Annotated in this window: 22 protein-coding genes; 4 read left to right on the top strand and 18 right to left on the bottom strand. The window is 57.1% G+C overall.

Annotated elements, in window-relative coordinates; all coding sequences use genetic code 11:
• The first annotated feature begins 59 nt into the window (after nt 1-59).
• Nucleotides 60-1535: a DEAD/DEAH box helicase gene (locus P3B99_003405; GenBank protein ID WYJ08174.1), complete on the top strand. Its 1476-nt coding sequence runs from the start codon at nt 60-62 to the stop codon at nt 1533-1535.
• Between the two features lie 578 nt (nt 1536-2113).
• On the opposite strand, the gene P3B99_003400 is transcribed toward P3B99_003405, so the two are convergent.
• The 18 genes from P3B99_003400 to P3B99_003315 all read right to left on the bottom strand — a co-directional run bounded on the left by P3B99_003400 (nt 2114) and on the right by P3B99_003315 (nt 21428).
• A complete protein-coding gene (locus P3B99_003400; GenBank protein ID WYJ08173.1) occupies nt 2114-2737 on the bottom strand; it encodes a hypothetical protein in 624 nt (207 codons plus the stop codon).
• Between the two features lie 2 nt (nt 2738-2739).
• Entirely contained in the window at nt 2740-4458 is a 1719-nt protein-coding gene (locus tag P3B99_003395) for a hypothetical protein (protein ID WYJ08172.1), read from the bottom strand.
• A 1-nt stretch (nt 4459) separates the two neighbouring features.
• Nucleotides 4460-4609 carry a hypothetical protein gene (locus P3B99_003390; protein ID WYJ08171.1) on the bottom strand — a complete coding sequence of 50 codons (150 nt, stop codon included), beginning with the start codon at nt 4607-4609 and terminating at the stop codon, nt 4460-4462.
• Entirely contained in the window at nt 4606-4992 is a 387-nt protein-coding gene (locus P3B99_003385; GenBank protein WYJ08170.1) for a hypothetical protein, read from the bottom strand. The genes P3B99_003390 and P3B99_003385 overlap by 4 nt, the downstream gene beginning before the upstream one ends.
• On the bottom strand, nt 4989-5396 hold the full coding sequence (locus tag P3B99_003380) for a hypothetical protein (GenBank protein ID WYJ08169.1): 408 nt from the start codon (nt 5394-5396) through the stop codon (nt 4989-4991). The genes P3B99_003385 and P3B99_003380 overlap by 4 nt, the downstream gene beginning before the upstream one ends.
• 1 nt (nt 5397) lies before the next feature.
• Entirely contained in the window at nt 5398-5847 is a 450-nt protein-coding gene (locus P3B99_003375) for a hypothetical protein (GenBank protein ID WYJ08168.1), read from the bottom strand.
• A 48-nt stretch (nt 5848-5895) separates the two neighbouring features.
• Complete coding sequence (locus P3B99_003370) at nt 5896-6816, bottom strand: hypothetical protein (protein WYJ08167.1); 921 nt, start codon at nt 6814-6816, stop codon at nt 5896-5898.
• Nucleotides 6817-6820: 4 nt separating this feature from the next.
• Entirely contained in the window at nt 6821-7516 is a 696-nt protein-coding gene (locus P3B99_003365; protein WYJ08166.1) for a capsid cement protein, read from the bottom strand.
• Between the two features lie 40 nt (nt 7517-7556).
• Nucleotides 7557-8246, bottom strand: coding sequence for a phage protease (locus P3B99_003360; protein WYJ08165.1), 690 nt, complete (start codon nt 8244-8246; stop codon nt 7557-7559).
• Nucleotides 8233-9420 (bottom strand): DUF935 family protein, encoded by a 1188-nt coding sequence (locus P3B99_003355; GenBank protein WYJ08164.1) that lies wholly within the window; start codon nt 9418-9420, stop codon nt 8233-8235. The genes P3B99_003360 and P3B99_003355 overlap by 14 nt, the downstream gene beginning before the upstream one ends.
• 256 nt (nt 9421-9676) lie before the next feature.
• The gene (locus P3B99_003350) at nt 9677-11707 is read right to left on the bottom strand and encodes a cation-translocating P-type ATPase (GenBank protein ID WYJ08163.1); all 2031 of its coding nucleotides are present in this window, start codon (nt 11705-11707) and stop codon (nt 9677-9679) included.
• 111 nt (nt 11708-11818) lie between these two features.
• The gene (locus P3B99_003345; GenBank protein ID WYJ08162.1) at nt 11819-13438 is read right to left on the bottom strand and encodes an FAD-dependent oxidoreductase; all 1620 of its coding nucleotides are present in this window, start codon (nt 13436-13438) and stop codon (nt 11819-11821) included.
• 312 nt (nt 13439-13750) lie between these two features.
• Nucleotides 13751-14140 (bottom strand): hypothetical protein, encoded by a 390-nt coding sequence (locus P3B99_003340; protein ID WYJ08161.1) that lies wholly within the window; start codon nt 14138-14140, stop codon nt 13751-13753.
• A 40-nt stretch (nt 14141-14180) separates the two neighbouring features.
• Complete coding sequence (locus P3B99_003335) at nt 14181-15788, bottom strand: trehalase family glycosidase (GenBank protein ID WYJ08160.1); 1608 nt, start codon at nt 15786-15788, stop codon at nt 14181-14183.
• A gap of 276 nt (nt 15789-16064) precedes the next feature.
• On the bottom strand, nt 16065-17501 hold the full coding sequence (locus tag P3B99_003330; GenBank protein WYJ08159.1) for a cellulase family glycosylhydrolase: 1437 nt from the start codon (nt 17499-17501) through the stop codon (nt 16065-16067).
• 180 nt (nt 17502-17681) lie between these two features.
• A complete protein-coding gene (gene ffh, locus P3B99_003325) occupies nt 17682-19016 on the bottom strand; it encodes a signal recognition particle protein (protein ID WYJ08158.1) in 1335 nt (444 codons plus the stop codon).
• Nucleotides 19017-19034: 18 nt separating this feature from the next.
• Nucleotides 19035-20297 (bottom strand): serine--tRNA ligase, encoded by a 1263-nt coding sequence (gene serS, locus P3B99_003320; protein ID WYJ08157.1) that lies wholly within the window; start codon nt 20295-20297, stop codon nt 19035-19037.
• Nucleotides 20298-20768: 471 nt separating this feature from the next.
• Nucleotides 20769-21428 carry a DUF1080 domain-containing protein gene (locus tag P3B99_003315; GenBank protein WYJ08156.1) on the bottom strand — a complete coding sequence of 220 codons (660 nt, stop codon included), beginning with the start codon at nt 21426-21428 and terminating at the stop codon, nt 20769-20771.
• Nucleotides 21429-21952: 524 nt separating this feature from the next.
• Here P3B99_003315 and P3B99_003310 point away from each other — a divergent pair.
• Genes P3B99_003310 through P3B99_003300 form a run of 3 tightly spaced genes read left to right on the top strand, consistent with a single transcriptional unit; the run spans nt 21953 to nt 23022 of the window.
• Nucleotides 21953-22360, top strand: a complete 408-nt coding sequence (locus P3B99_003310) for a hypothetical protein (GenBank protein WYJ08155.1) — start codon at nt 21953-21955, stop codon at nt 22358-22360.
• A 1-nt stretch (nt 22361) separates the two neighbouring features.
• Nucleotides 22362-22622: a hypothetical protein gene (locus P3B99_003305; protein ID WYJ08154.1), complete on the top strand. Its 261-nt coding sequence runs from the start codon at nt 22362-22364 to the stop codon at nt 22620-22622.
• 1 nt (nt 22623) lies between these two features.
• Nucleotides 22624-23022 (top strand): hypothetical protein, encoded by a 399-nt coding sequence (locus P3B99_003300; protein ID WYJ08153.1) that lies wholly within the window; start codon nt 22624-22626, stop codon nt 23020-23022.

Below are 23022 nucleotides of genomic sequence, written 5' to 3'. Positions count from 1 at the left end.
AAGGGGCGCAAGAAATAGCTTGAAGAGCGCGTCCGCCTTTGATTTGATATTTGGCTTTCATGAATTTATTTAAGAAAATCGTATCTCTCGGAAAAAAGGTTTTTTCCAAAAATGAGTCAGAGCCGCGCAAGGCGGGGAAACAGCAGGGCGGCGCCCGAAAGAAAAATTCCGCCGCGCCGCGCCCCAAAAATGCCCCCGCAAACGCCGCCCGCCGCCCCGACGACCGCCGCAGGGAGGGTCGCCGTCCGCGCCGCGAGTCGGGCAAAAAAGGCTTGGACGTGCAGAATGTCCCCGCGCAAAAACGCGCTCCCAAAAACGTTCCCGCCCCCTATCCGCAGGACGAGCTTTCGGCGTCGCTTCCCGACTTCGCCGCGCTCGGTCTTTCCCCCGCGGTTCTCTCCGCCGTCAAGGACATGGGCTACGCGTCGCCCACGCCGATTCAGTCAAAGGCAGTCCCGATTGTCCTTTCTGGCGCGGACGTAATCGGCACGGCGCAGACGGGCACGGGCAAAACGGCGGCGTTCGCGCTTCCGCTCGTCGACAAGCTCGGCGAATCGCAGTTCGAGCCGCGCGTGCTTGTGTTAAGCCCCACTCGCGAGCTTGCCTCGCAGACCGCCGAGGCGTTCAAAAATTTCTCGAAATATTCGCCTATCGAAACGCTCCTCGTTCAGGGCGGCGTCTCGATGGAACGCCAGATTGCCGCGCTCAAAAGCGGCGTGGACGTCGTGGTCGCCACCCCCGGAAGGCTTCTCGACCTCAACCGCAACCGCGCAATTTCGCTCAAAAACATAAAGTACCTTGTGCTCGACGAGGTTGACCGCATGTTCGACATGGGCTTCATCGAAGACGTTTCCAACATCATCAGGTACTGCCCCAAGGAACGCCAGACGCTCTTCTTTTCGGCAACAATGCCCGACGCCGTAATGCGCCTGTCCAAATGGGCGTTGACCGACCCGCAGAGGCTCGACACGGGCATTGCCCAAAACAGCCCCGCCGATACAATCGAGCACTTCGTCTATCCCGTTGACGGAATTCAAAAATACGATTTACTGATAGAATATCTTAAATCGATAACTTTCGACTCGCTCATAGTTTTCACCCGCACGCGAATCGACGCCGACAGAATCGGCGAATGGCTCGTCGGGCACGACTACAAAGTGTCGATTCTCCACTCCGACCGCACCCAGCGCGAACGCGACAAGGCTCTCGCCGATTTCAAGGAGCGCAAGACCAACATACTTGTCGCAACCGACATCGCCTCGCGCGGGCTTGACATCAACGATGTCCAGTACGTCATAAACTACAACGTTCCCGAACACGCGGAGGACTATGTCCACAGAATCGGGCGAACGGGCAGGGCGAACAAGGACGGCACGGCAATCACGCTTTACTCCTCCGACGAAACTATGTTCCTGAAAAGAATAGAGGAATTTATAAACGCGAAAATCGAGCGCAGAAAGTTGGAGGGCTTTGCGTACAGAAACGAGCCAATCCTCGTGGAAGAAACCAAAAAGCACAGGAAACGCAACCGCTGACGGGGTGTTATAGCACCGTTGATGCGGCGTTTCCCCGCATGCGCAGACCGCTCGCGTACAAAAGTACGCCACGCGCCCTGCGCATGCGTGAAAGCCACCGCCTGAACGGCACTCTAACACCCCTAACAAATGAGTGCTAACGCACAAAGTTTTTTAGAATGCGCTGGGAGAAAAGTGGAGTTGTTTGGTTTGTGAGCCGACTAATGTTTGCGGATAGCCGTGTATGCTACGCGCCCTGTTTCGCGCGTAAAGCCGCCCTTATACTAGCACTTTGACGCGCCTAAATAGTGAGCGCACGGCGCGGAAGATTTTTAGAGTGTGTTGGGATAAAAGTTGGTTTTACAAAAAAGCGGAAATTCCGAGATTCGGGATTTCCGCTTTTCTTTTTATCCGCGCATAGCGCGTCTATTTAAATTAGTTTCTTTTCTGCGTTAAGCATTTCCCAACGCCAGTAATTGGCGAAGCCAATACGAACTTATCCAGAAAAGGCGCGGTTATAGCCGCGCCGAGTTATCACAGAAAGGAACGAAGTTCCGACGACCGGCGCGGCTCGCGCCCGTGCAGGCTGCAGCCTGCTGCTAGCCTGCGCTTTGCCTGCTTAATGAGATGTCGGCGCTGTATGAGACGTTTAGTTCGTATTGGGCGGGGTTTAGGTACATGTCGGGCACGTTGAGGTTCAAATAGTAGGTTTTATCGAATATTGTAAACGGGAATCTTTTTACGGTTGTCATGTAGGCAGGGCCGGTATTTGTCGAGTAGTTTGTATCGATTTCCAGCGAGCCTGCGCCGAAATGGAATGCAAGTTTATAGTAGTATGATTTGCTTGCAAATGATATTTCTTGCGGGTAGTGTGCATCGACGTACGGGCCGGAAATTTGGAAGTCGAGTCCGCCGTCGGGCAGGAATATGTCGCACAGCGTTTTGCCCGACGCCGTGCAGCGCGCACGGGGTTCGAGCGAAAACGGCATTGTCGCCGAGCAGAAATTGTCCGCATGCGCCGCTTTTGTTATGTCAACGAGCACGTCGCCGCTTTTTGCGTGCTGCTCGAACACGCGCACCGAGAAGTCGAGCGACACTTCCGATGTCAGCCAGAAAAACTCCACGCACTCCTGCGGCGTCATCGGGCCGATTGCAAGCCCGCCGCCCGGCAGAACTTCCGTCGTCGGGTAGGGAATCGGGGAAAGGTGTGTAAACGCTTGCATGTTTATTCTACGTATTTGGGTTCGCTCATGAGTACTTTTGCGGTTGCAAGGTAGCCGTTGTGGCAGATGTAGATTTCGCGCATTTTCGCAAGCTCGCCGTCGTCGAGGTCGGCTGGGTCGAGCTCGATTCCGTCGGGTTGTTCGCCGCCGCTTGCGCCAATCACGAATTTGTCGAAAACCGCGTCGCCTTCGCCGCCGTTGATTTCGGCTTTCGTCTGCGTAGGCTCGTCGGATTTCCCCGAAATTTTGCCCGTCGTGCGCGTCGATATGTCGGAGCTTACGGTTCGGTTTCGGTTGATTCTGAAAAGCTCCTCCATGTTGTCGGGGTAGAGGTGTTTGGGCGGGCCGAATTTTACGAGCGTCGTGCCGTCGGCGAGGTTTTCCTCGGTCTGCACGACCGTCGCTCCTATGTCCGCCCAGTCGGGATTTTTCGAATCCGAAATGCCGATGCGTTTGCCGAGAAAGCTCTTTTCGAGCGCGCCGAGAATCTTAACCGAGCCTTCGTACTGCGCGTCGGAAACGGCTTTGTAGACGGCTTCCGCAAGTCCCGACGGCTTTTCCTCCGCGAACTGCGACGTCTTCCAGATTGTGTACGTTCCGCTGACTGCGTTTGTCGAAAGAATGTTTGCTGCGACGTTTTTTGTGACAATGCTTCCGTCGTCTGTTGTGTATTTTACTTTCGCCGTAATGCGGTCGGAGAGCGTTTGGAAGTTCATTCCCGCTACAATCGAGCCTACGAGCAGCTCCCGCGCGTATGTCGGCGTTTCACGCGCCGATTCGACAACCGTCATGTCCGATTCGTCCGCGAGCGACGGCACATGCTTTCGCCACCACTGCACGCTGTTTGGCTGCACCGTTCCGCAGACGATTTTATATGTCGAAGACGACGATTTCGCGCCGTCCAAATCGACCGTCATCACGATTGCGCGGCGCGAGTTCGACTGCGCGTCCTGCGGGTATTTTTCCTCGGAGACCGCGAGCCACGTTTCGCCGTCCACTTCGTTTTCCTGCTCGTACTTTACGGAAACGCAATCTACGCGCAGGTCGGGACGCTCGGCGACGCTTGCCGAGAGCGTGGTTTTCTTCGAAATATCTATTGTCTCCGACGGCAGGGCGGGGCGTTTTCGGACTTCGAGCTTGGGGTAGCCGTCCGTCGCGTAGTCGAAGTACGCCACGGAATTCGGCGCCCATTTGAGGGTACGCGCTATTGCCTGGGCGCAGGAGATGTCGCGGGCTTCGTCAAGCAGCATGTCGGAGTCTGTGTCTATTGTGCCGACGGCGAGCTGCGCTCCGCACGACGCCGCGTAGAGCGCGATTTCTCTGATTTGCTCCGAGACCTTGATTTTCCCGCCCGCGGCGTTTTGTCCGAGCGCGACTCTGCTTCGGAGCACGCTTGCCGATTCTCCGCCGACGGCGCGTTTCCAGTACTGCTGGTAGACGGTTTCCTCCAAGTCCCTCCACGGACTTTTTGCGACGATTTCCGACGCCGTTTTTTCCGCCGCGCGCCGTTTGGGGATTTTCGTGATGCGTCCGAAAAATTTGCGCGTGCTTCCGACGAAAACCTCGATTGTGTCGTCGATGTCGGGCACGGTCTGCGCGTCGGGCGCGAGCGTGATTCTAAGCTCGTCTGCCGACGACGTTTTGCGGAGGATTTTCGCCGCGCACACCGGGAATTTTGCGGCGTCTACCGCCGCCGAGTTTATCCTGAAAACGACGTTCATTCTATACTTCGCCTTTGAGTTTTTTCATTTGTTCGAGGCTTTCCTCGATGTCGGATTTCAGCTGCGCCACGGTTTTTTCAAGCTCGTCGATTTTCGATTCGAGCCTGTCGAGTTCCGTGCGCATTTCGCGTTCGATGTCGTCGATTGTCATTGTTGCTCCTTTGGTTTGCCCGCCGAAAATTCGTAGCGGGTATTTGATACAAGTTTTTCGTATTCGGTTTTGATTTTCGAAACCACCGCGTTTTCGAATGTCGTTTTCGAGCCGTCTGCGTGTTCGAAAACGAGCGCGGCGGGCGAGAGCGCGGCGATTTCGGAGGCGTGCCCGACCGCGAATTTTTCGGCGTCGGCTTCGCTTCCGTGGGCGCGTTCGATTTCGAACGCGAGGGTAGTTTTTGTGTTGCCCCTGTCGAAAATTTTGGCCTCGTCGGCGTCGATAGTGTATTCCGTCTGCGAGCGTCTGCACGTTTCGAGCGAAAGCGATTTCGGGAACTCTCCGTCGTTCGCAAGGTTTGTGTCGGCGAATTTTATTTTCATTGCAAAACCGATTGCGCGTTGAGGATTATCGAGATTTTCCCGTCCTTGGAAATCCACGGATACTGCGGCGCAAGGGTCATGCGCCCGTATCCGCACGCCAGCGGCGGCGTCCAGTTGTGAAGCGATTTCGATACGGTTTCGGCGGCGGAAAGCAGCGACGGCGCGTTTGCGGCTATCGGGTCGGCGCGCGAAACTTCCACGCGCAGCTCCACCTCCGAAAATGTCGGGCCTGCCGCGTATTTCGACGCGGTTTTCGGCAGCGGCCTTCCCACTGTTATTCGGAGTCCGTTCGCCTTTCCGCCGTCGTCGTCCGCGCCCTCCTTTTTGATGTCGGCAAGGCGCAGGTCGGACGCGCCGCGCAGGCGTTCGTAAATCGAATTTTGCAGGCTTTCGAGCGTTCCCATTTTAAATGCCCTCCATTGTTTTGCGGCTTGCGTTTCTCGCCGCCGAAGCCGCCGATACGCCGCGTCGGGGACGCACGGTTTTTACGCCGTCGAGCGGTCGCGACACCACAAGCTCGCCCCGCGCGATTCTTGCAAGCGTTTCGCGGGCGATGTCGGCGTGCTTCTTCTGCATGTCTGAAATTTCAATCGACGGCACGCGCAGGTGGAGCGATTCCACCGCAAGCCGCAACGCGCAGTCTTTGAGCTCGGGCGGAATTTTAGAGTGGTCGGCGTCGAGCGCGTTCAGCCCGCTCGTTGCGATTTCCACCCTGATTCGCGCTATGACCGTCGCTATGATGTCCACCGAAATGTCGCGTTTGCGCGACTTGAACGCCTCGGCTTTGAGCGTGTCGAGCTGTGGTTTGTTTAGAGCCTCTTCGAGGTCTTCGGGGAAAATTTTAATCCATTCCATAACCGCATGGACGCGGCGGAAGCCCGAAGGCCTCCGTCGCGCCGCCTATTACGCTCCTTCCTTGATTTCGAGTTTGCGCACGCCGAGCTCGCTCGCCGCCACTATGCTTGAATAGTGCTCGACAGTGATGTCGGTGTACTTTGCGTGTTCGTCGCAGTAAACCCTGAACGCCGAGCCCTCCTCCGTGGGGGTGTAGAAGCGTTTGAGGTTCGACGGTTCGTCCTTCGAAACGGCGTTCTGCGCGTAGAACGCGTAGACCGTATTGCCGAGGATTTTCGATTTTGCGGTGTCGGAACTCTGGAATCGCGACGCCAGCACGCGGCAGCCGTCGAGCAGGAATTTGCCCGCAAGCTCGTCCTGCGCCATCGCCGCGCCCTTGAAGGCAACCGCCGAATTTTGCGATTCGAGGCACGTCATGCGCTTGTCCCACGCCGATTCGCCAAGCAGCAGCCTGTTCGGTCGGATTCCGCTCTGGTCTGCGGCGGAGGAAAGCATTGCGCGAATGTCGGCGTCGGGGTTTGCGCTCGCCGACCAGTCCGCCTTTGTCTGCGCCGTGGCGATTGCGTCGAGGGCTGCAACCGCCCTGCGCAGCTCGTTGCGGAGCAGGCGTTGGAGCAGCATCTGCACATAGCGTTCCTGCCAGTCGTCGCCCGCGGCTTCGTCGTGGTCTACGCGGATTGTAAGCCCCTTGTTGAGCGTCTTTTCGTTGACCGACTCGCCGTCGTAGCGGACGCGCTTGAACTCCGCGCCGATTGAGCGCACGTCGTCGCTTTCCGAGAAGAACGCCTGTGCGTTGTCGCTGCGCTTGAATTCGAAGCGTCTGCCGACGGGGACGGGCGGGGCGATGAAGTCGAGAATCGCCGAGATGTTGTCGGGGTCGACCCAGCCCGTAGTGAACGCCGTGAGGGCTTCCGAGTAGTTGCCCGCGGTGAATTTATTTTCGTTTGCGCTTATTATGTTTTCGTTCATGATATTAGTTTTTGCTTATTGCAATCCATGCGATTTTCGTGGAGCCAGCCGTGCCGTTCGCGTCGAGCGTGAAGCTTATGCCCGACGTAGACGCCGCGGCCTTTACCGTCTTTTCCGAGCCTCCCGCGCTTTGAACGGCGGCGATTACAACGCTGTCGGAGTTAAGCCCCGAAAATTCGAGGGAGTCCGAAGTTGTCGCCGTAGTCCATTCGTGCACGCCGCACGCGGCGAGCTTCCACGCCGATTCGCCGAAGCCCTGCGGGTCGATTTCCGCAAGCCCGCCGGAAACCGCCGAGCACACCGCGACGCCCACTTTGTACGAGCCGTCCGCCGCCGCCGCCGAAACCTTGCCGTTTGCCGACGTGTATACGCTTGCTCCCGCGGGAATGTCGGTCGCCGCGCGGCACATGATTGTGCTTTCCGCGCTTGCGGGCAGAATCACCGCGAGCCTTTCGCCTTTTGCGCCCTCGTCGGAGCACACTCCGAAAGGCTTGTCCGCCGCGCCCGCAACCGCGAAGCCGCCGTCGTTTGCGCCCGCCTTTACCACGAGGTACGCGTTGTCTACGGATTCCTCCGCGACCATTGTAATCGAGCCTGCGTGCGTGCCGTCTGCGATGTTGCAGAACGCGGGCTTGCGTTCGAACGCCGCGCGGAGGCCTTCTGCGAGCCGCGCGGACAGTTTTTGTCTGTTGTCTGTCATATTATTTCCTGTTGTTTTTTATGCGGACGGATTTTTAGTGCTATCCGTTGAGTTTCTGTTTTTTTACCGCCGCAAAGCTTTTCGTGTACGGCTCGCCGAGTCTGCGCGACCGTTCGAGCGCAAGTTCGGCAAGCCTCCTTTCGGGGCGTTCGTCGGCGTTTTTCCGCGCCGCCAGCCGTTCCGAGATTGTCGCCGCCGCCGCGCTTTTTCTGAGCGACTCCGCCTTTTCCGCGCAGATTTCTATTTCCTCCGCGAGCTTTCCCATTTTCGCCATCGCCGCGCGGGAGCGTTCGGCAGTTTGCGCCAAACCGCGCCCGCCGAAGCCGAGAATTTTTCCGCTTTCGGAAATGTTCGGGTTGTTCGTAAGACCTACCGACAGGAGCTTCACGGGGCGGTATCTGCCGTCGCCGAGCTTCTGCATTCGCCAGCGCGGCGACATCGCCGAAAATTCTCCCCTCACTATTTTCTCGTAGGTTTTTTGCGGGTACGCCGCCACGACCGCGATGCCGTCGTTTGTCGGGCATATGCGCTTTATGCGCCCCACCGCCTCCGCCCTGATTCCCTCGTCGTCGGGGTGTCCGACGTAAATCGGAATGCCGACCGCCGCGCTCCAAGCCGCCGCGCGTTTCATTTTCCGCGCCGACTCTTCGTCGACAACCTGCATGCCCTTTGCGTGCGGCCATTCTCCGAAGGGGCAAAGCACCTGCAAAAGCTCCCTATCCGATTTCATTGGATTCCTTTTTGTTTGAAGCGGGGAATGCGAACCTCCGCGCGAGTTCGGTTTTGTCGGGCGAGAGTCCGAGGGCGGCGAGGCGTTCGATGATTTCAAGCTCGCACTTGTGCATTTCGTAGTCGGGCAGTTTCAGCCTGAATTTCGCAAGCGGCGTTTCGTCGCCCGTCGCAAGCCTGATTACCTGCGCGTCCACACAGCGGTTGAGCGTGTCGCCTACAAGCGCGGCGTCGGCCTCCTCTATGAGCGAGCTTTCGTACCACTGCACGCTCGCGCCCTGCCTGTTGTCGCCGCTGATTGTGTTGAGGTCGCTGCCGCGCCAGAGGGCGCAGAGCATTCTGTCTACGCGTTCGACGAGCGCGGGGTAGGGCAGCTCGCCCTTTGTGGAAACGTCGATTGCCTCTATGTCCGTGCCCTCCGAAAGCACAGCGTGGAATTCCGCGCCGAAATCGGCGACGGCCTCGCACGCCGCCTCCCACTGGGGCGAGTCTGGGAAGGCGTCGGTTTTCGCCTTAATCCCCGGCATGCCGTTGCGCTCGCAGTAGATGAGCCAGTCTTTGAGCGGCAGTTGTTTGAAAATGTATGCGATTGACGACGCCGTCATCAGACCGTCGCCGCAGGTGATGAGCCATTCGCCCTCGTCGAGCGGCGCGCCGTCGGCGAGCTGCCCCTCGCGTTCGAGCAGCCTCAGTTTGCCGCTCGTGTTTTCGAAGAGCCAGAGCGGGTATTGCTCGAACACCCCGCGGATTTTCCCGTTCTTTTCGGAAAACGAAATTTTGTGCGCCGAGTATTTCATCGCGACAGCGTCCATCATCTGCGAGACGAGCATGCGAAGCCCGCCGCGCTCGTTTTTGTCGGTCGCGCTCCTTGCTTCGAGCGACGAATAGAAGTCGGACAGAATCTTTTTGTGCTCGAACGCCCTCTGCGAATTTTCGCTTACGACGATTTCGCATTCGAGCCGCGCTATCGATTTTTTGCGTTTGAGGTTCAGCCCGCAAATTACGTCGTCGCGGCGCAGAATTGCCTCGAACATTCGAGCCGCCGTTCCGAGCCTTCCGGCTTCGAATTCTTCGAGGGCGCGGGAGAGCGTATCGGGGCGCAGGTTTTTAATCGTGTTGAATCGCGCCCTCAGGAAGCGCGAACTTATCGTGGGATTGTTGCCTTTTGCATTCATGCGTCCCAGAATATCACGGACAGGGCGCGTCGGCAAATTTACTTTGGGAACTTTTGATAAAACTACATTTTTTGATACTTTTTCGATTTCCGTCGCGCAATGCGCGCTATTTGTTTCCCGCCAAACTAAAAGATTTCCCAACGCCAGTAATTGGCGAAGCCAATACGGGCTAAAAGAGAAAAGGCGCGGTTGTAGCCGCGCCGAATTATCGCAGAAATGAGCGAAGCTCCGCCAGGCGTCGCATATTGCTCCCGCCTTATTGTCCGCTCAGTCTGGCGGAGTTGGAGACTACGAAGATTGAGGAGAGGTTGTGGAGGAGTGCGCCCGAGACGGGGTCGAGGAGACCGAAAGCGGAGGCCGTGATTGCGAGCGCGCTAACCGTGAGCGAAATGCCCATGTTAGTTTTGATAACCGCCATTGTTTTGCGCGAGAATTTGATAATGCGCGGTATTTCGGCTATTCCGTCGGAGAGCAGTGTGATGTCGGCGTTTTCGACCGCCATGTCGTTGCCGATTTTCCCCATCGCAACCGATGCGTTTGCGGCGGCGAGGGCTGGGGCGTCGTTTACGCCGTCGCCCACCATGCAGACGGTCCTGCCGCTTTTTGCCAGGCGTTCGACCTCGTTGAATTTGTCGGCGGGCATGGCGTTTGCCGAAAATTTCGCAATGCCTACGGCATCGGCGACAGCCTTTGCGGCGGCCTCGTTGTCGCCCGTGAGCATTTCGGCGTCAATGGAGAGCGCGCGCAACTCGTCTACCGCGGTTTTCGCCTCGCCTCTGAGCGTGTCGCCGAGCGCGATAAGCCCGCGCAAATTGCCGTCGAGCGCGACCGCTACAAGCGTTTCGCCGCCGTGCTGTTTTTCGAAATCCGAGAGTATTTTCGAGCCTTCTATTTCGCCCGCAAACGCGCCGCGCTTGCAGACTTCGATTTTTCCGAGGGCGGTCTCGCACGAAATCCCGCGACCGGGAACGGACACGAAATTTTCGGCGGGCAAAGCCTCGATTTTTTCCGCCCTAGCGAATTCGGAGATTGCCGCCGCAATGGGGTGCTCCGAGAGCCGTTCGGCGGACGCGGCAAGCCTTGCGAGGGCGCGTGCGTCGCCGTCGCAAGCTATGATTCCAGCCACCTTGATTTCGCCCTTTGTGAGCGTGCCCGTCTTGTCGAAAACGAGAGTGTCGGTTTTCGCGAGCGTTTCTATCGCCGCGCCGCTTTTAACGATTACGCCGAGCCTTGCGAACCTGCCGATGGTTGCGGCAATCGCCGTCGGCGTCGCGAGCACGAACGCGCACGGGCAGAACACAACGAGCGCGGTTGCCGACCTCACAAGAGCCGTCATCGCCGACAGTCCGAAGCCGAATTTTACGATGAAAAATACCGCGACCGACGCGAGCAGCGCCACAACCACGAGCCGCCCCGCCCAGACGTTTGCGATGCGCGAAATCGGCGCGCGCGTGCCCGCCGCCTCCTCGACAAGCCGCGCAAGCTTTCCCGCTTCGGAGTCGCCGCCCGCTTTTTCGACTCGCACTTCAATCGCGCCCGAAAGGTTTGTCGTTGCGGCAAACACGCGGTCGCCCTCCGCCTTGTCGGCGGGCATTGATTCGCCCGTGAAGTTCGACTGGTCGACGGAAGTGCGCCCAACAACAATCGTGCCGTCGGCGGGGATTGCCGAGTGCGGCTTGACCGCCACAATATCGCCCGCGCTCAGCTCCGAAATCGGTTTTTCCCGAAGCGAGCCGTCGGGATTTTTCACGAACGCGGTTTTGGGCGCAAGCTCCGCGAGCCTGCGAACCCCCCGCTTGGCGCGTCCGACCGTTCTTTCTTCGAGAGCCTCTCCGCACGCCATCAGAAACGCGATTTCGCCCGCCGCAAAAATGTACCCGTGCCCGCCGTGTCCTCCGCCCGATTCCGCGCCGCATTCGACCGCGAATTGAAGCGCGATAGTCGCAATCATCGCAAGCGAAACGAGCGCCGGCGCGCCGATTCTTCCGTTTTCGAGGGCGTTTCGCGCCGCGGCGAAAATCGGCAGTCCGCAAAGCGCCACCGCAATCCACGACGGGTCGGCGAGCGGCGAAAATCCCGCCCAAGTTTTCGAGAGAACGAATCCCGCCACGAGCGACAGCCCCGACAGCCAGAGCTTTACGGACGTCGGAACGTATTTTTTTCCGCCGCCCGAGCAGCACGAGTGCATTCCGCCCGCGGCGTGTCCGCCGCAGCAGCTGTGAAGTTCCTCTTCGTGCTTGTGCCCGCAGCAGCACGAATGACCGTGTTTTTCGCTTTCGTTATCCATATCGATTTTGAAATTTTTGCAGTAAGTTAGATGCGTCTAATTTGTTTTGCAAAGCTTTTGTCGCAAAAAAAACGCGCCGATTTTTTATCGGCGCGCTGGGAGTAAAATCGACTATTTTTTGAAGCCGTCAAGCTTCTGACCGTCCTTGACGAGGCGGGCGCGGAGCTTCTGGTAGTCCACGTCCTGAACCGCGACGTTGTCGTCGATTGCAATCGCCGCCGCCGTAGCCGAGCTTTGACCCAAAATCATTACGTTCGGCTCCATTCTGATTGAGCCGAAAGCCACGTGCGACGCCGAGAGCGCGAACGGCACAAAGAGGTTCTGGCATTCCGACTTCATCGGAACGAGACTGCGGTAGCTGATGGGGTAGGCGATTCTCACGGGTTTTTCGAAACCGCCCTCCATGGCGACCTTGCCGTCGCGGACGACGCGTTCGATGTGGTGTGAGTCCATCTGGTAGCTGCCCAAGCCAACGGAGTCGGGCGCAACCCTCTTGCCCTGGCAGTCCGCCTGCGTCATCACGTAGTCGGAGAGCATGCGGCGGCCTTCGCGGACGTAAAGTTCGTGCGGCCAGTGGTTTGTTTCGGGGAATTCGGAGAGCGCGGGGCCGAACGCCGCAACGCGGTCGCGGAGTTCCTTCGGAACGGACGAGTCGTTCGCGAGGAAGAACATGAAGCCCATTTGGTAGTCTACGTGGTCTTGGAAGATTTTTTCGCGTTCGGCGTACGAAGCCTCAACCCAGCCGAAGTTTGCGCCGACGTGGTCGATGGAAATCGGGCCCGCGTTGTTGCAGTCGCCTTCGTTGAGCTTGACGGGCCCCGTGCTGTATCTGAGATTCCAGAACGTCGAGGGCGCGCCGTTGACGTAGCGTTTGAGAAGCTCGAAGCGTTCGGGTCTGTAATTTGCGGGCTTCTGCCATTCGATGTGCGGGTCTTTTTTCGAAACCCACATTCTGAAACAGTACGCCTGAAGCTTTTTGTCGCCCTTGCCGAGAACGTCTACTTTCGAGTCCGCAACACCCTCGATGAGTCCGCTCGACGGGTCGCCGGGGACGACATAGGGGTCTACCGCGTGGCGGGGCAGGTGGCTGTGTTTCGAGAAATATGTGCCGTTGTACGTTTCTCCGAAGCGTTCGTTGTCTTCGCGGCCGAGCATGTACGAAACGCCCGCCATCGCCATGAGGTCGCCCTCGTAAGTGCCGTCTACGAACATTTTGCCCTTTGCTGAATTTCCGTTTTCGAAAACGAGCCTCGTGATGCGGCCGTCTTTCTTTTCGACCTTTTCGAGGCGGTGTTCGAAGTAGACGGGAACGCCGGCTTCCTGCAACATTTCAAGGAAGACCCTTTCGGCGTCCGACGGGCGGAAACCCGTCCATTTGCCGAGTCTCTTGTAGAACTCGACTACCGCGCCGCCGAGCGAGCTTTTCTTGCCGATGTCGGATTCCGTGAGGCCGCCGCTCGTCATGCCGCCGACGTGTCTTCTGAAAACGTATAGCGCGGAGGTTTTGCCCATGCGGCGCGCCTGCAAAGCCGCGCCGACGCCCGCGGGCGTGCCGCCGTAGACTACGATGTCGTATTCGTTTTCTACGGGATTTTCCGACTTGGGAAGGGGATAGTAGTATTTAAGGCCGGGGTTGGGCGTCGTTGGCGCGGGGAGGTCGGCGTAAACGCCGCTTGCCGAGAACGCCGCGACCGCCGCCGCGAATGCAAACAATGCTTTTTTTGTGTTCATATGCAGTTTTCGAGATATGGATAGAATAAAGATGATTCCGTGCCGAATTTCCGCGCGCGGAACAATCCCAAGAAAACTGCCTGACTTTTTGCGGAATACAAGAATAATTTTGCCTAAAAATCGCCGATAAATTTTGAGATTTTGTGGAATTAAAGGCGATTTTTATCGCGCGACCGCCGCGCATGTCTTTGGCAATTACGCATTTCACTTCGCCTGCATGAGTCCTCAACAAAACGCGCCGCCTCGGCAAAAACGCAAATCCGACGCTTCCGCTGGGCTTTCGCACGCGCGTAAAATCCGCGCAAGGGCACGCTATTTTTCGGCGGTGTCGCTTTCTATGAACAGCACGATTGTCGAGATTCCGTCGCCCCACTGGTATTTTTTTATCGTGCCCGAAAGCGGCTTGGGCGTGGCGGGTCTTGCGTATTTTTCGCGGAAGGCGGCGGCGCGCCACTGCGGCATGAGCACGCGGATTTTCCCGCCGAACGAGCCGTCCGAGCCTACCGTTTTGCATTCGAAACACACAACGTTGTTGTCGCAGTAAATAGCCAGCGGTTTTGCCGCCGACACATACAGCGTCGCCGACGCCCCTATGCCCGCAAAATTCTTTATATAATAATAGTCCGCCGTGGATTTTTCCGCCTGCGCGGACGCCGTAAACGCCGCTGCGACCGCCAACACAAGAGCCGATAATTTTCTCATAACGCCTGTTTTATCGGCGCGGGCGGCGCGGCGTTTAAGTTTATTCGCCTTTCGGGAAATTTTCGATTTCCGTTTTTTGAGGCTTGTCGGCGCGCGCCAAAACCTTTCCGTCGGCGACAACAAAGAAGCCCGAACCCTCGCCGTAGCGCGAGCCGTCGGCGTCGTAGAAAACCGTGAGCTTTGCGCCCTTGTAGGGCACGTTTGCGAGGCGGAAGTACTTCCAGCCGTCGGGGACGAGCGGGTTGATTTTCAGCGTCGAGTCCGCCGTCGGGCGAATCCCGACAAGCCCCGTAATTACGATGTCGGCGAAAGTGGAGTGGTTGTAGTCTTTGCCGCGCTCCTTGTAGTACGCTTTAACCTTGTCGCCGCCGCGGACATAGCGCGTGCGGGTAATCCAGTCGCCGTTGTCGGGGTGTTGCGATTCGTCAATCCAGAATACTTTTTTGCCGTCTGGTTTCGTCAGCGTATGCGATTTCGCGTAGGTTCTGAGCGCGTCGAAAAAGTCGTCTTTCGACACGGGGCGGCTTTTGTATTCGCCGAGAAAATTCGCCAACGCCGTCAGCGTAATAGACGTCGCAAACGGCCACACGGGGCCGTTCCACTGGCATTCATGCCCGACGTAATTCAGTCTGAAACGCCTGTCGCGCCGCTCTGCGGAAGTCAGCCCGAACTTCGCCTTGAAGCCGTCGGGGTCGAGAATCTGCCGCCACGCGTCGGAATATTCTTCGGGCGGAATGCCGAAATACCACGGCGTGTAGCCGTGAAGCTCGCGCACGTCGGCGAGGTCGCCCGTGTAGCCGTTTGCGGGCATGACCGCATAGAAGCGCAGGTTTTTGTTCCACAGCATTTCGTTGATTGATTTTTTAAGCTCCGCCGCTTTTTGCCCGAAATGCTCGGCGTCGCCCGCGTTTCCGAGGATTTTCGCGATTTCCGCCAACGCCGCGCATTCGCCGTACATGTAGGAGTTAATCGTGGGGCGGTATCCCTCCCAACGGGCGTTGAGCGCGCCCGCAATCGAAAGCTCCATTCCGTCCGCCAAGTCTTTCTGCTTGAAAAGCCCGTTTACGGGGTCGCGGTGCGACTTCTCCCAAGCGGCGTAGTTTGCTTTGAGGGCGGGGTAGAGGGCTTCGAGCATGGCGCGGTCGGGACGCGCGGAGTGCAGGGCAAGCGCCGAGTCGGCATACCAGAACGAGTACGACCTTGCGTGTCGGGCAGTGCTCCAAAATTTTGTGTAGTCGGCGGCGATTTTCCCGTCGGCAAGCCAACGCGCCTCCCTAATGTGGTGCGCGGCGGGGCAGACAATCGTATTGTACTTTCCCGCCCACGACACTTTCGGCATGAACTCCGTAATGACGTACCCTTCGGGAGTTTTCACGATGTGCTTGCGGAACGTCCACCACCTGAAATAATAGGTTGCGTCGATTGCCTCGTCGGGCGTGTCGAGCGTCGGGACATTTTCGGCGAGAAACTTTTTAGCCTCCGAATTGGGGATTGTGTTGACGTAAAGCTCGTCGTCGTCGGCATTGAATTTGTCGACATACGCGGAAAGCTTTTCCGCGCCGAAGTCGCGGGTTTGTGGGGAAGCGGAGCCTGCCGCGCACGCGCAGGCGGCGGCGACAAGCAGTTTTGCAAACAAAATTATGCGCATGGTGCATTGTTCGTAGCCGAAAAGCGCGGCGCGGTCAAGCCCGCGTTTTTTGCGGCGACGCGCGGGGGACGCAACAGACAGACTTTCGCTCGTTTTGAAAACGGAGGGCAACTCTGCGCCTTTCCGCCCGCGCCGCCTCGGCGTTCGAATCTGGCGCAAGGCGGCGGAGATTTTCGCATTGCGTGGCTTAGCCCGCCTTTGCTCTGTGGCTTAAACGAAAACGCGCCGCAATGTTTTCAAACACGCGGCGCGTTCTTTTTCGCAAGGTTTTTATCTCTATTTTTCGAGCCTTACGGTGATTGAGCGTTTGAATTTCGGAAGCTCGATTTCTCCGTTTTCGATTTTCAGCTCGGCGGTTTTGTCAGTCCAATCGAAATACGCCTCCGCTTTCGAGTATCCGCTCCCGACCTTTATTTTCAGCCCCGACAATTTTTTCGCGGGAATTTTGTCGCGCAGTTCGGAGTGAATGTCGGAGCTTTTGTCCCTGCACCAGAGGATTGTTTTCGTTTCGCCTTTCAGCCCGTAAACGCGGAGTTCGGGAGTGTCGGCTCGGAACGGCCTTGCATGCTGGGCGGCGGGGTCGAAGCCGTCTATCGCATTTTTGAACAGCCTGAAATGATTCCATAGGTTGTTTTTTTGCACGTAAACGTCCCAATACCAGATGTGCCCCGGGCCCGCCGCGCCAGCGAAAAACGGCGCAAAAAGGGTGTCGTGCAAAATCACGCCCTCCTTGTCGGCGTCGTGCTCGGGCGAGCGTCCCATATAGTAGCGGAGCGCGACCCCCGTTTCGGCAAGCAGCACGGGCTTTTGCGGGTTGAACGCAAAGACGCGCTCGAGCGCGGTGGACAGGCATACGTCCTGCGCCCCTTCAACCTCGGGCATGTCGTCGTTGGGCAGATTGTAGCGGTGGACTTGCACGAGGTCGTCCTGCGGAATCTGATAGTAGTCTTTAAGCTCTCTTTCAATAGTGTCGGGCTTGCCCGCCAAACTTCCCCAGCTTTGGGTCGCCAAGTTGTTCGGAAAACGCTTGCGAAGCTCGCCGAGCATTTCGACAGTCCACGGCACATGGAGGTCTTTGGGCATTTGCACGCAGTCGAATTCGTTCCACAGTTCCCATGCGAAAATCGTCGGGTTGTCCGCGTAGCGTTTTGCGAAGAAATCCATGCGTTTGACGAACAGTGCCTTTCCCTCTTTGCTTGTGCAGAAATCGGCGCAGTCGGCGAAACTTCCGCCGAACTTTTTGTCGTAGATTTTGCGCGTGTAGTGCTTGTCGGAGACCCCGTGCGACGGCGTTCTGCCGCTGAGCAGCCTGAAATGTTGCAGGCACATCTTCGCCTTGATTCCGCGCTTTGCGCACATTTCGACGATTCTGTCGAGCCGCTTTGCCTTGTTTTCGTCGTAGATGCCCTCGGCGACTTCGGGTTCTGTGAAATCCGCGCTAATCCAGATTCGCACGAAATTGCCGCCGTTTTTTGCGAGATTTTCGAGCTGTTCCTCCACTTCTTTCAGCGTTTTTTCTTCGTCTTTGCCGTTCCACGCATTCGGCGGCCAGCAGAAGTTCAGCCCTATCGGAATATAGGTGGAGCCGTCTTTTAGCGCGAGATAGCGGCAGTCGGTCTTCGATACCCCGACGAAGTTTTTGTCCTCCTTGCAGCCCGAAAACGCGAGCGCCGCGAGCGCCGCCGCGCAGAGCAGTAATGTGTGTTTTTTCATGCGAGTGCTTCCTTTTTTTGTTTTTGTTGTCTGCCGATTTTAACTTTTGCCGCGCCTTTTGGCAACGCCAATAAATGGTATCCGCCCTGAAAAATGGTATGTTTTCGGTTTGCGCGGGCGCAAAAAAAACGGCGTCCGCGCGGACGCCGAAATGTTTCGGATTTTCCCGCGGCTTTCCCGCTACATTCCGCGCCTGCGCATGGCGTTCATCATGCCGGCCATGCGGCGTTTGCCCTTTTCGCCGCGCATCATTTTCATCATTTTGCGCATGCCCTCGAACTGTTTGAGCAGGGCGTTTACGTCGCGCACCTGCGTTCCAGAACCCGCCGCGATTCTCATTCTGCGCCGCGCGTTTATGATGTTCGGGTTGTGGCGTTCGGCGGGCGTCATGGAAAGTATAATCGCCTCTGTCTGGCGCATTTTCTTTTCCTCGCGCTCGCCCACGTTTATGCCGCCCATTCCGGGAATCATTTTGAGAATGCTGCCCATCGAGCCTAGCTTTTTTATTTGCCGCATTTGCGAGAGGAAGTCTTCCAAGTCGAATTCCGCCTTGCGGAGTTTTTCGGCCATTTTTTCGGCTTCCTCGGCGTCTATCGTTTCTTGTGCCCGTTCGACAAGGCTTACGACGTCGCCCATTCCGAGAATGCGCTGAGCCATTCTGTCGGCGTGGAAAATTTCGATGTCGCCGAGTTTTTCGCCCGTGCCCGCAAACTTAATCGGCGCGCCCGAAACCGTTTTGATTGAAAGCGCCGCGCCGCCCCGCGCGTCGCCGTCGAGCTTCGTGAGCACAACTCCCGTAATTTGCACTGCCTCGTTGAACGCTTTTGCCACGTTCACCGCCTCCTGACCGAGCGCGGCGTCGGCAACAAGCAGCACTTCCTGCGGGTTTTCGACCGCTTTGAGCTTCACGATTTCGTCGATTAAATCGGCGTCGATTTGCAGTCTGCCCGCCGTGTCGAAAATCACGGCGTTTGCGCCGTCGGAGACCGCACGCTTTTCGAGGGCTTCCGCGAGCGCGGGGACGTTTTTCGAATTTCTGTCGGCGTAGACCTTCACCCCGATTTGCGAGCCGAGGGCTTCGAGCTGGTCGATTGCCGCGGGGCGGTAGACGTCGCAGGCAATGAGCGCGGGGTTGAGACCGCGCTTTTTCAGAAGCCCCGCGATTTTCGCCGAAGAGGTCGTTTTGCCAGACCCGTGCAGGCCCACCATCATGATTTTCAGCGGGCGGATAGGCGACAGCTCCGTAGAGCCTTCGCCGAGGAGTTTTTCAAGCTCGTCGGCGATAATTTTTATCACCTGTTGACCGGGGGTAATGGATTTTATTACCTCCTGCCCGACGCACTGCGACTTCACCTTTTCGGTAAATTCGCGCGCCACCTTGAAATGCACGTCGGCGGACAGAAGTGCCTTGCGCACTTCGTCGAGAGCCTCCGCCATGTTTTCGTCGGTCAGTTTACCCAAACCGCGAAGATTGCGCAGGGCTTTGGAGAGGTTTTCCGTGAGTCCTTCGAACATTTCGAGCCGTATGCGTTATTATCCGATTGTTTCGCCGCCGTACCACTTGCGGAGCACTTCGGGAATTTCGACCTTGCCGTCGTCGCGCACGTTGTTTTCAAGAAGCGCGGCGAGCACTCGCGGAATCGCCAGCCCCGACCCGTTGAGCGTGTAGACGTTGCGCGGCTTGCCGCCGTCGGCGGGCTTGAAGCGTATGTTTGCGCGTCGCGCCTGAAAGTCCGTAAAGCAGGAGCAGCTTGAAACTTCGAGCCATTTTTGCTGGCCCGCCGCCCAAACTTCGAGGTCGAACTGCTTTGCGTGCGGGAAGCCGATGTCGCCCGTGCAGATTGCGAGCACGCGGTATGGGAGGTTGAGCTTTTGGAGTATTCCCTCCGCGTCCTTGCGGAGCTTTTCAAGCTCTTCCATGCCGCGGTCGGGGTGCACCCATTTTACGAGTTCAACCTTGTCGAACTGGTGCAGGCGGTTGAGACCGCGCACGTCCTTGCCCCAGCTGCCCGCCTCGCGGCGGAAGCACGGCGTGTATCCGCACGCGTAAATCGGCAGTTGCGATTCTTCGAAAACTTCGTCGCGGTAGAAATTCGTAACGGGAACTTCGGCGGTCGGAATCATGTAATAGTCGTCCTGCGCGTCGTGGTACATCTGCCCTTCCTTGTCGGGCAGCTGGCCCGTGGCGGTCGCGCTCGCAGCGTTTACCATAATCGGGCACATCAGCTCGCGGTAGCCGTTGTTTCGCGCTTCGTCGAGGAATAGCGCAAGCAGCGAGCGCACAAGACGCGCCATGTCGCCCACATAGAACGGGAAGCCCGCGCCCGTAACTTTTACGCCGCGCTGGAAGTCGAGCAGTTCGCCGAAGAACGGCAAGTCCCAGTGGGGCTTTGCGTTCTTGATTTTGTCGATGTCGCCCCAAGTGTAGACCGTAACGTTGTCCTTGTCGCTTTTGCCGACGGGCACGGAGTCGTCCGGAATATTCGGGATAGTAAGCAGCATCGACTTCCATTTTTTCTCCATTTCGTCGGAGACAGCCTGAAGCTCCTTGACCTTTGCCGAAACCGATTTCATTTCGGCGACTTTTTCCTTAAATTCGGGCGAGCCTTTCGGAAGCTCCGCCATTGCCTTGCTTGCGGTATTTTGGGCGTTGCGGGCTTCCTCGAAAGCCACGAGAGCCTTGCGTCTTTCGACGTCGAAAGCGAGAATTGCGTCGATGTCGCAATCGAATTTTTTGAGCGCGATTTTTTCCTTAACGAAGTCGGGACGTTCTCTGAGAATTTTTACGTCTATCATAATCGCGCAAATAATGAACAAGGGGCGGCCATTTTCAACCCAAAAATACACGGCATGTGAAAGCACTTCCCTAAGGGCGTTTCCCTGTACGCCCAGACCGCTCGCGTACGATAAGTACGCCACGCGCCCTGTGCGTACAGGAAAGCCACCCTTATGAAAGCACTTTGACATGCCTAAAATTACAGCGCACGGCGCGGAAGATTTTTAGATTGCGCTGGGAGAAAAGTGGAGTTGTTTGGTTAGTGAGCCGCCTAATGTTTGCGGATTCCTGCGTACGCCACGCGCCCTGTCTGTGCGTGAAAGCCACCGCCTGAACGGCACTTTGACGCCCCTAAAATTACAGCGCGGAGCGCGGAAGATTTTTAGATTGCGTTGGGATAAAAGTTGGGTTTGCAAAAAAGCGGAAATTCCATGTTTCGGGATTTCCGCTTTTTTTATCCGCGCAAGGCGCGTCTATTTTTTCAATCTATCTTAAAGGGGGCGGATTAACACATTCTTGAAGTTTATGCCGGCGTCGCCGTGTTTGCCTTGGAGCCCGACTTTGCCGACTGTCGGCGCTTCCGCTTTTTTATTTTTTGCGAGCCACGGCGGAATTGGCGAGCCGTCGGGGTTTGTTTTATTATCCGTCCATTTCGACATATCCATGTGCGAGACGTGTTTGCCGTTGAGCCAAGTGTCTATGATTTTTCCCTGACAGCGTATTCTCATTTTATGCCAAGTGTCGAGCGGCAACGATGTATCCCATTCGGCGGGAACGAAGCCGTATACCGAGCCGCAAGTCGTGCGCGGTTTCGGGAATTTTGCGTTGTCGGCAATTTGAATTTCTATTGAGTTTGGAATCCATTTTTTTGTGTCGCCGCAATAGACGACCACTCCGCTGTTGGAGTCTTTGAAAATTTTGAATTCGAGTTCAAGCTCGAAATTTTCCCAATCTTTTTTCGAGAAAATGATTTCGTCTTTTTCCGCGCTCAAAACGCCGTCGGGAGAGAGCGACCACACCGCGGGGTTGTAGTCGGCTTCCGCGAGATTTTCGCCGAAGAGCGGTTGCCAGTTGTTTTTGTCTTCGCAGGTCGAGCACGCGCAGAGGAGTGCCGCCGCAAGGGTTGATAAACACACAGATAATTTTTTCATACACATTCACAGTACATCAAGTTCCCCGCGCGTCAATTTTAAATACTTTCTTCTCTTGCGTTCACTATTCCCAACATCAGTAAATTGTCGTATACAGAACAAATAACTAAACCGTGGTTTGCGTACAGATGCCAGTAATTGCCGTAGGCAATACGAACTAATCGGGGAAAGGCGCGGTTATAGCCGCGCCGAGTTATCACAGAAAGGAGCGAAGCTCCGACGCCGTGCAGGCTGCAGCCTGCGGGGGGAGTGGGTGGTGAATTTCGCAAAGCGAAATCCACCCCTGGGGGCGCAGCCCCAAGACCCGACCGGCGCGGCTTGCGCCCGAAGCTCCAACGGCTGGCACACCTTGCGTCCGCGGCTCGCGTTCAGCGGGGGGACAGGCGGGAGTTTTCGTGGTAGCGAAAACCGCCTTTTGGGGGCGGCAAGCCCCCTCTGTTGCCGTCAAGGCTGCAGCCTTGTTATTGCCAAAATTTCCAAAGTTGTTTTGTAGTTTTGGCGGGGAGGGAATAGAATGTGGGGTTATGGATACCGAAAACGCAACAATGCTCGGCACCGCGATGATAACCCTGACATCGCTGCTTGGCTCATACTATATGATTTTAAAAATCAGGGAACAACACTCGGAGCGACCCGACCCCAAACTCACATACGTAACGCACGCGCAAATGGATAAACTCAAAGAGGAGACAATGCAGTCTATCTCCGAGGCTGTGCGCGACCTCCGCGCCCTGCGTGCCGAAATTCGGGAGGAGACCCGCGCCGTGCAAAAACAGCACGCCCGCAGCCTTTCGGAGACGCGCGACTTGGTCGGCAAGAACGCCCAAAACATAAGCGCACTCATCGCGCAGGCACAAATAGCGGGACAACGCATAGCCGAACTTTCGGCAAAGACCGACAGAATCGTCTTGAAAATGAAGGGGGAAATCTGAGATGCGCGACGAACTTCTGTTCAGACGCTCATTGCTGATGCAGCTCGAAGCCGCGTCTCCCGCAAGCCTGCCGTTGCCGACCCTTTCGGCGGGCGCAAAACTCGCGGGCTTCGAATTCGAGGAAGGCGACATCGCGGCGGTACTCGAATACTTGCGCGGAAAAAACCTCGTGGAGATTTCGCGCTCGAAAATTTCGGCGGCGCACATTCGCGCGAAGCTCTCGCCCGACGGGCGCGACTACCTTGAATCGGGGGATTTTTAGCATGGAAGAAACCCTCGATAAACCCGCCGCAAAGAAAGCCGTAAAGAAGACGGCAACAACAAAACGCGCAACAAAAAAAACATTGCCGAAAGCCGCCGCTTCGGATTTCTCCGCGCATCTGGAAAGAATCCGCCGCGCCAAGGCGGAGGCGGACGCCGTCGCGCCGAACGAGCCGCTCGACGCCCGCGACGCGTCAATCGCGCTGCTTTGGGAGATAGTCTTCGACACCCTTTGCAACTCGTCCGAACTGTGCGTGTCCGACTTCAACACAGTCGCGGGGATAATCCAGAAACTCGCATCGGCGAAAGTCGCGGGGAGGGCGGAGAACGCGCCGCAGCCGTCGGCGGATCTTTCGGAGGAAACGCTTTCGAAAATCGAGTCGCAACTGAAAATGATGTAG

The organism is Opitutia bacterium KCR 482, assembly GCA_029269845.2.
Taxonomy (GTDB): domain Bacteria; phylum Verrucomicrobiota; class Verrucomicrobiia; order Opitutales; family Intestinicryptomonadaceae; genus Merdousia.
This window is presented reverse-complemented; position numbering and strand designations above follow the sequence as displayed.

Bases quoted from the DNA above. Each gene is read 5' to 3' on its own strand.
- P3B99_003405 (WYJ08174.1), top strand. From the start codon at position 60: ATGAATTTATTTAAGAAAATCGTATCTCTCGGAAAAAAGGTTTTTTCC.
- P3B99_003400 (WYJ08173.1), bottom strand. From the start codon at position 2,737: ATGCAAGCGTTTACACACCTTTCCCCGATTCCCTACCCGACGACGGAA.
- P3B99_003395 (WYJ08172.1), bottom strand. From the start codon at position 4,458: ATGAACGTCGTTTTCAGGATAAACTCGGCGGCGGTAGACGCCGCAAAA.
- P3B99_003390 (WYJ08171.1), bottom strand. From the start codon at position 4,609: ATGACAATCGACGACATCGAACGCGAAATGCGCACGGAACTCGACAGG.
- P3B99_003385 (WYJ08170.1), bottom strand. From the start codon at position 4,992: ATGAAAATAAAATTCGCCGACACAAACCTTGCGAACGACGGAGAGTTC.
- P3B99_003380 (WYJ08169.1), bottom strand. From the start codon at position 5,396: ATGGGAACGCTCGAAAGCCTGCAAAATTCGATTTACGAACGCCTGCGC.
- P3B99_003375 (WYJ08168.1), bottom strand. From the start codon at position 5,847: ATGGAATGGATTAAAATTTTCCCCGAAGACCTCGAAGAGGCTCTAAAC.
- P3B99_003370 (WYJ08167.1), bottom strand. From the start codon at position 6,816: ATGAACGAAAACATAATAAGCGCAAACGAAAATAAATTCACCGCGGGC.
- P3B99_003365 (WYJ08166.1), bottom strand. From the start codon at position 7,516: ATGACAGACAACAGACAAAAACTGTCCGCGCGGCTCGCAGAAGGCCTC.
- P3B99_003360 (WYJ08165.1), bottom strand. From the start codon at position 8,246: ATGAAATCGGATAGGGAGCTTTTGCAGGTGCTTTGCCCCTTCGGAGAA.
- P3B99_003355 (WYJ08164.1), bottom strand. From the start codon at position 9,420: ATGAATGCAAAAGGCAACAATCCCACGATAAGTTCGCGCTTCCTGAGG.
- P3B99_003350 (WYJ08163.1), bottom strand. From the start codon at position 11,707: ATGGATAACGAAAGCGAAAAACACGGTCATTCGTGCTGCTGCGGGCAC.
- P3B99_003345 (WYJ08162.1), bottom strand. From the start codon at position 13,438: ATGAACACAAAAAAAGCATTGTTTGCATTCGCGGCGGCGGTCGCGGCG.
- P3B99_003340 (WYJ08161.1), bottom strand. From the start codon at position 14,140: ATGAGAAAATTATCGGCTCTTGTGTTGGCGGTCGCAGCGGCGTTTACG.
- P3B99_003335 (WYJ08160.1), bottom strand. From the start codon at position 15,788: ATGCGCATAATTTTGTTTGCAAAACTGCTTGTCGCCGCCGCCTGCGCG.
- P3B99_003330 (WYJ08159.1), bottom strand. From the start codon at position 17,501: ATGAAAAAACACACATTACTGCTCTGCGCGGCGGCGCTCGCGGCGCTC.
- ffh (WYJ08158.1), bottom strand. From the start codon at position 19,016: ATGTTCGAAGGACTCACGGAAAACCTCTCCAAAGCCCTGCGCAATCTT.
- serS (WYJ08157.1), bottom strand. From the start codon at position 20,297: ATGATAGACGTAAAAATTCTCAGAGAACGTCCCGACTTCGTTAAGGAA.
- P3B99_003315 (WYJ08156.1), bottom strand. From the start codon at position 21,428: ATGAAAAAATTATCTGTGTGTTTATCAACCCTTGCGGCGGCACTCCTC.
- P3B99_003310 (WYJ08155.1), top strand. From the start codon at position 21,953: ATGGATACCGAAAACGCAACAATGCTCGGCACCGCGATGATAACCCTG.
- P3B99_003305 (WYJ08154.1), top strand. From the start codon at position 22,362: ATGCGCGACGAACTTCTGTTCAGACGCTCATTGCTGATGCAGCTCGAA.
- P3B99_003300 (WYJ08153.1), top strand. From the start codon at position 22,624: ATGGAAGAAACCCTCGATAAACCCGCCGCAAAGAAAGCCGTAAAGAAG.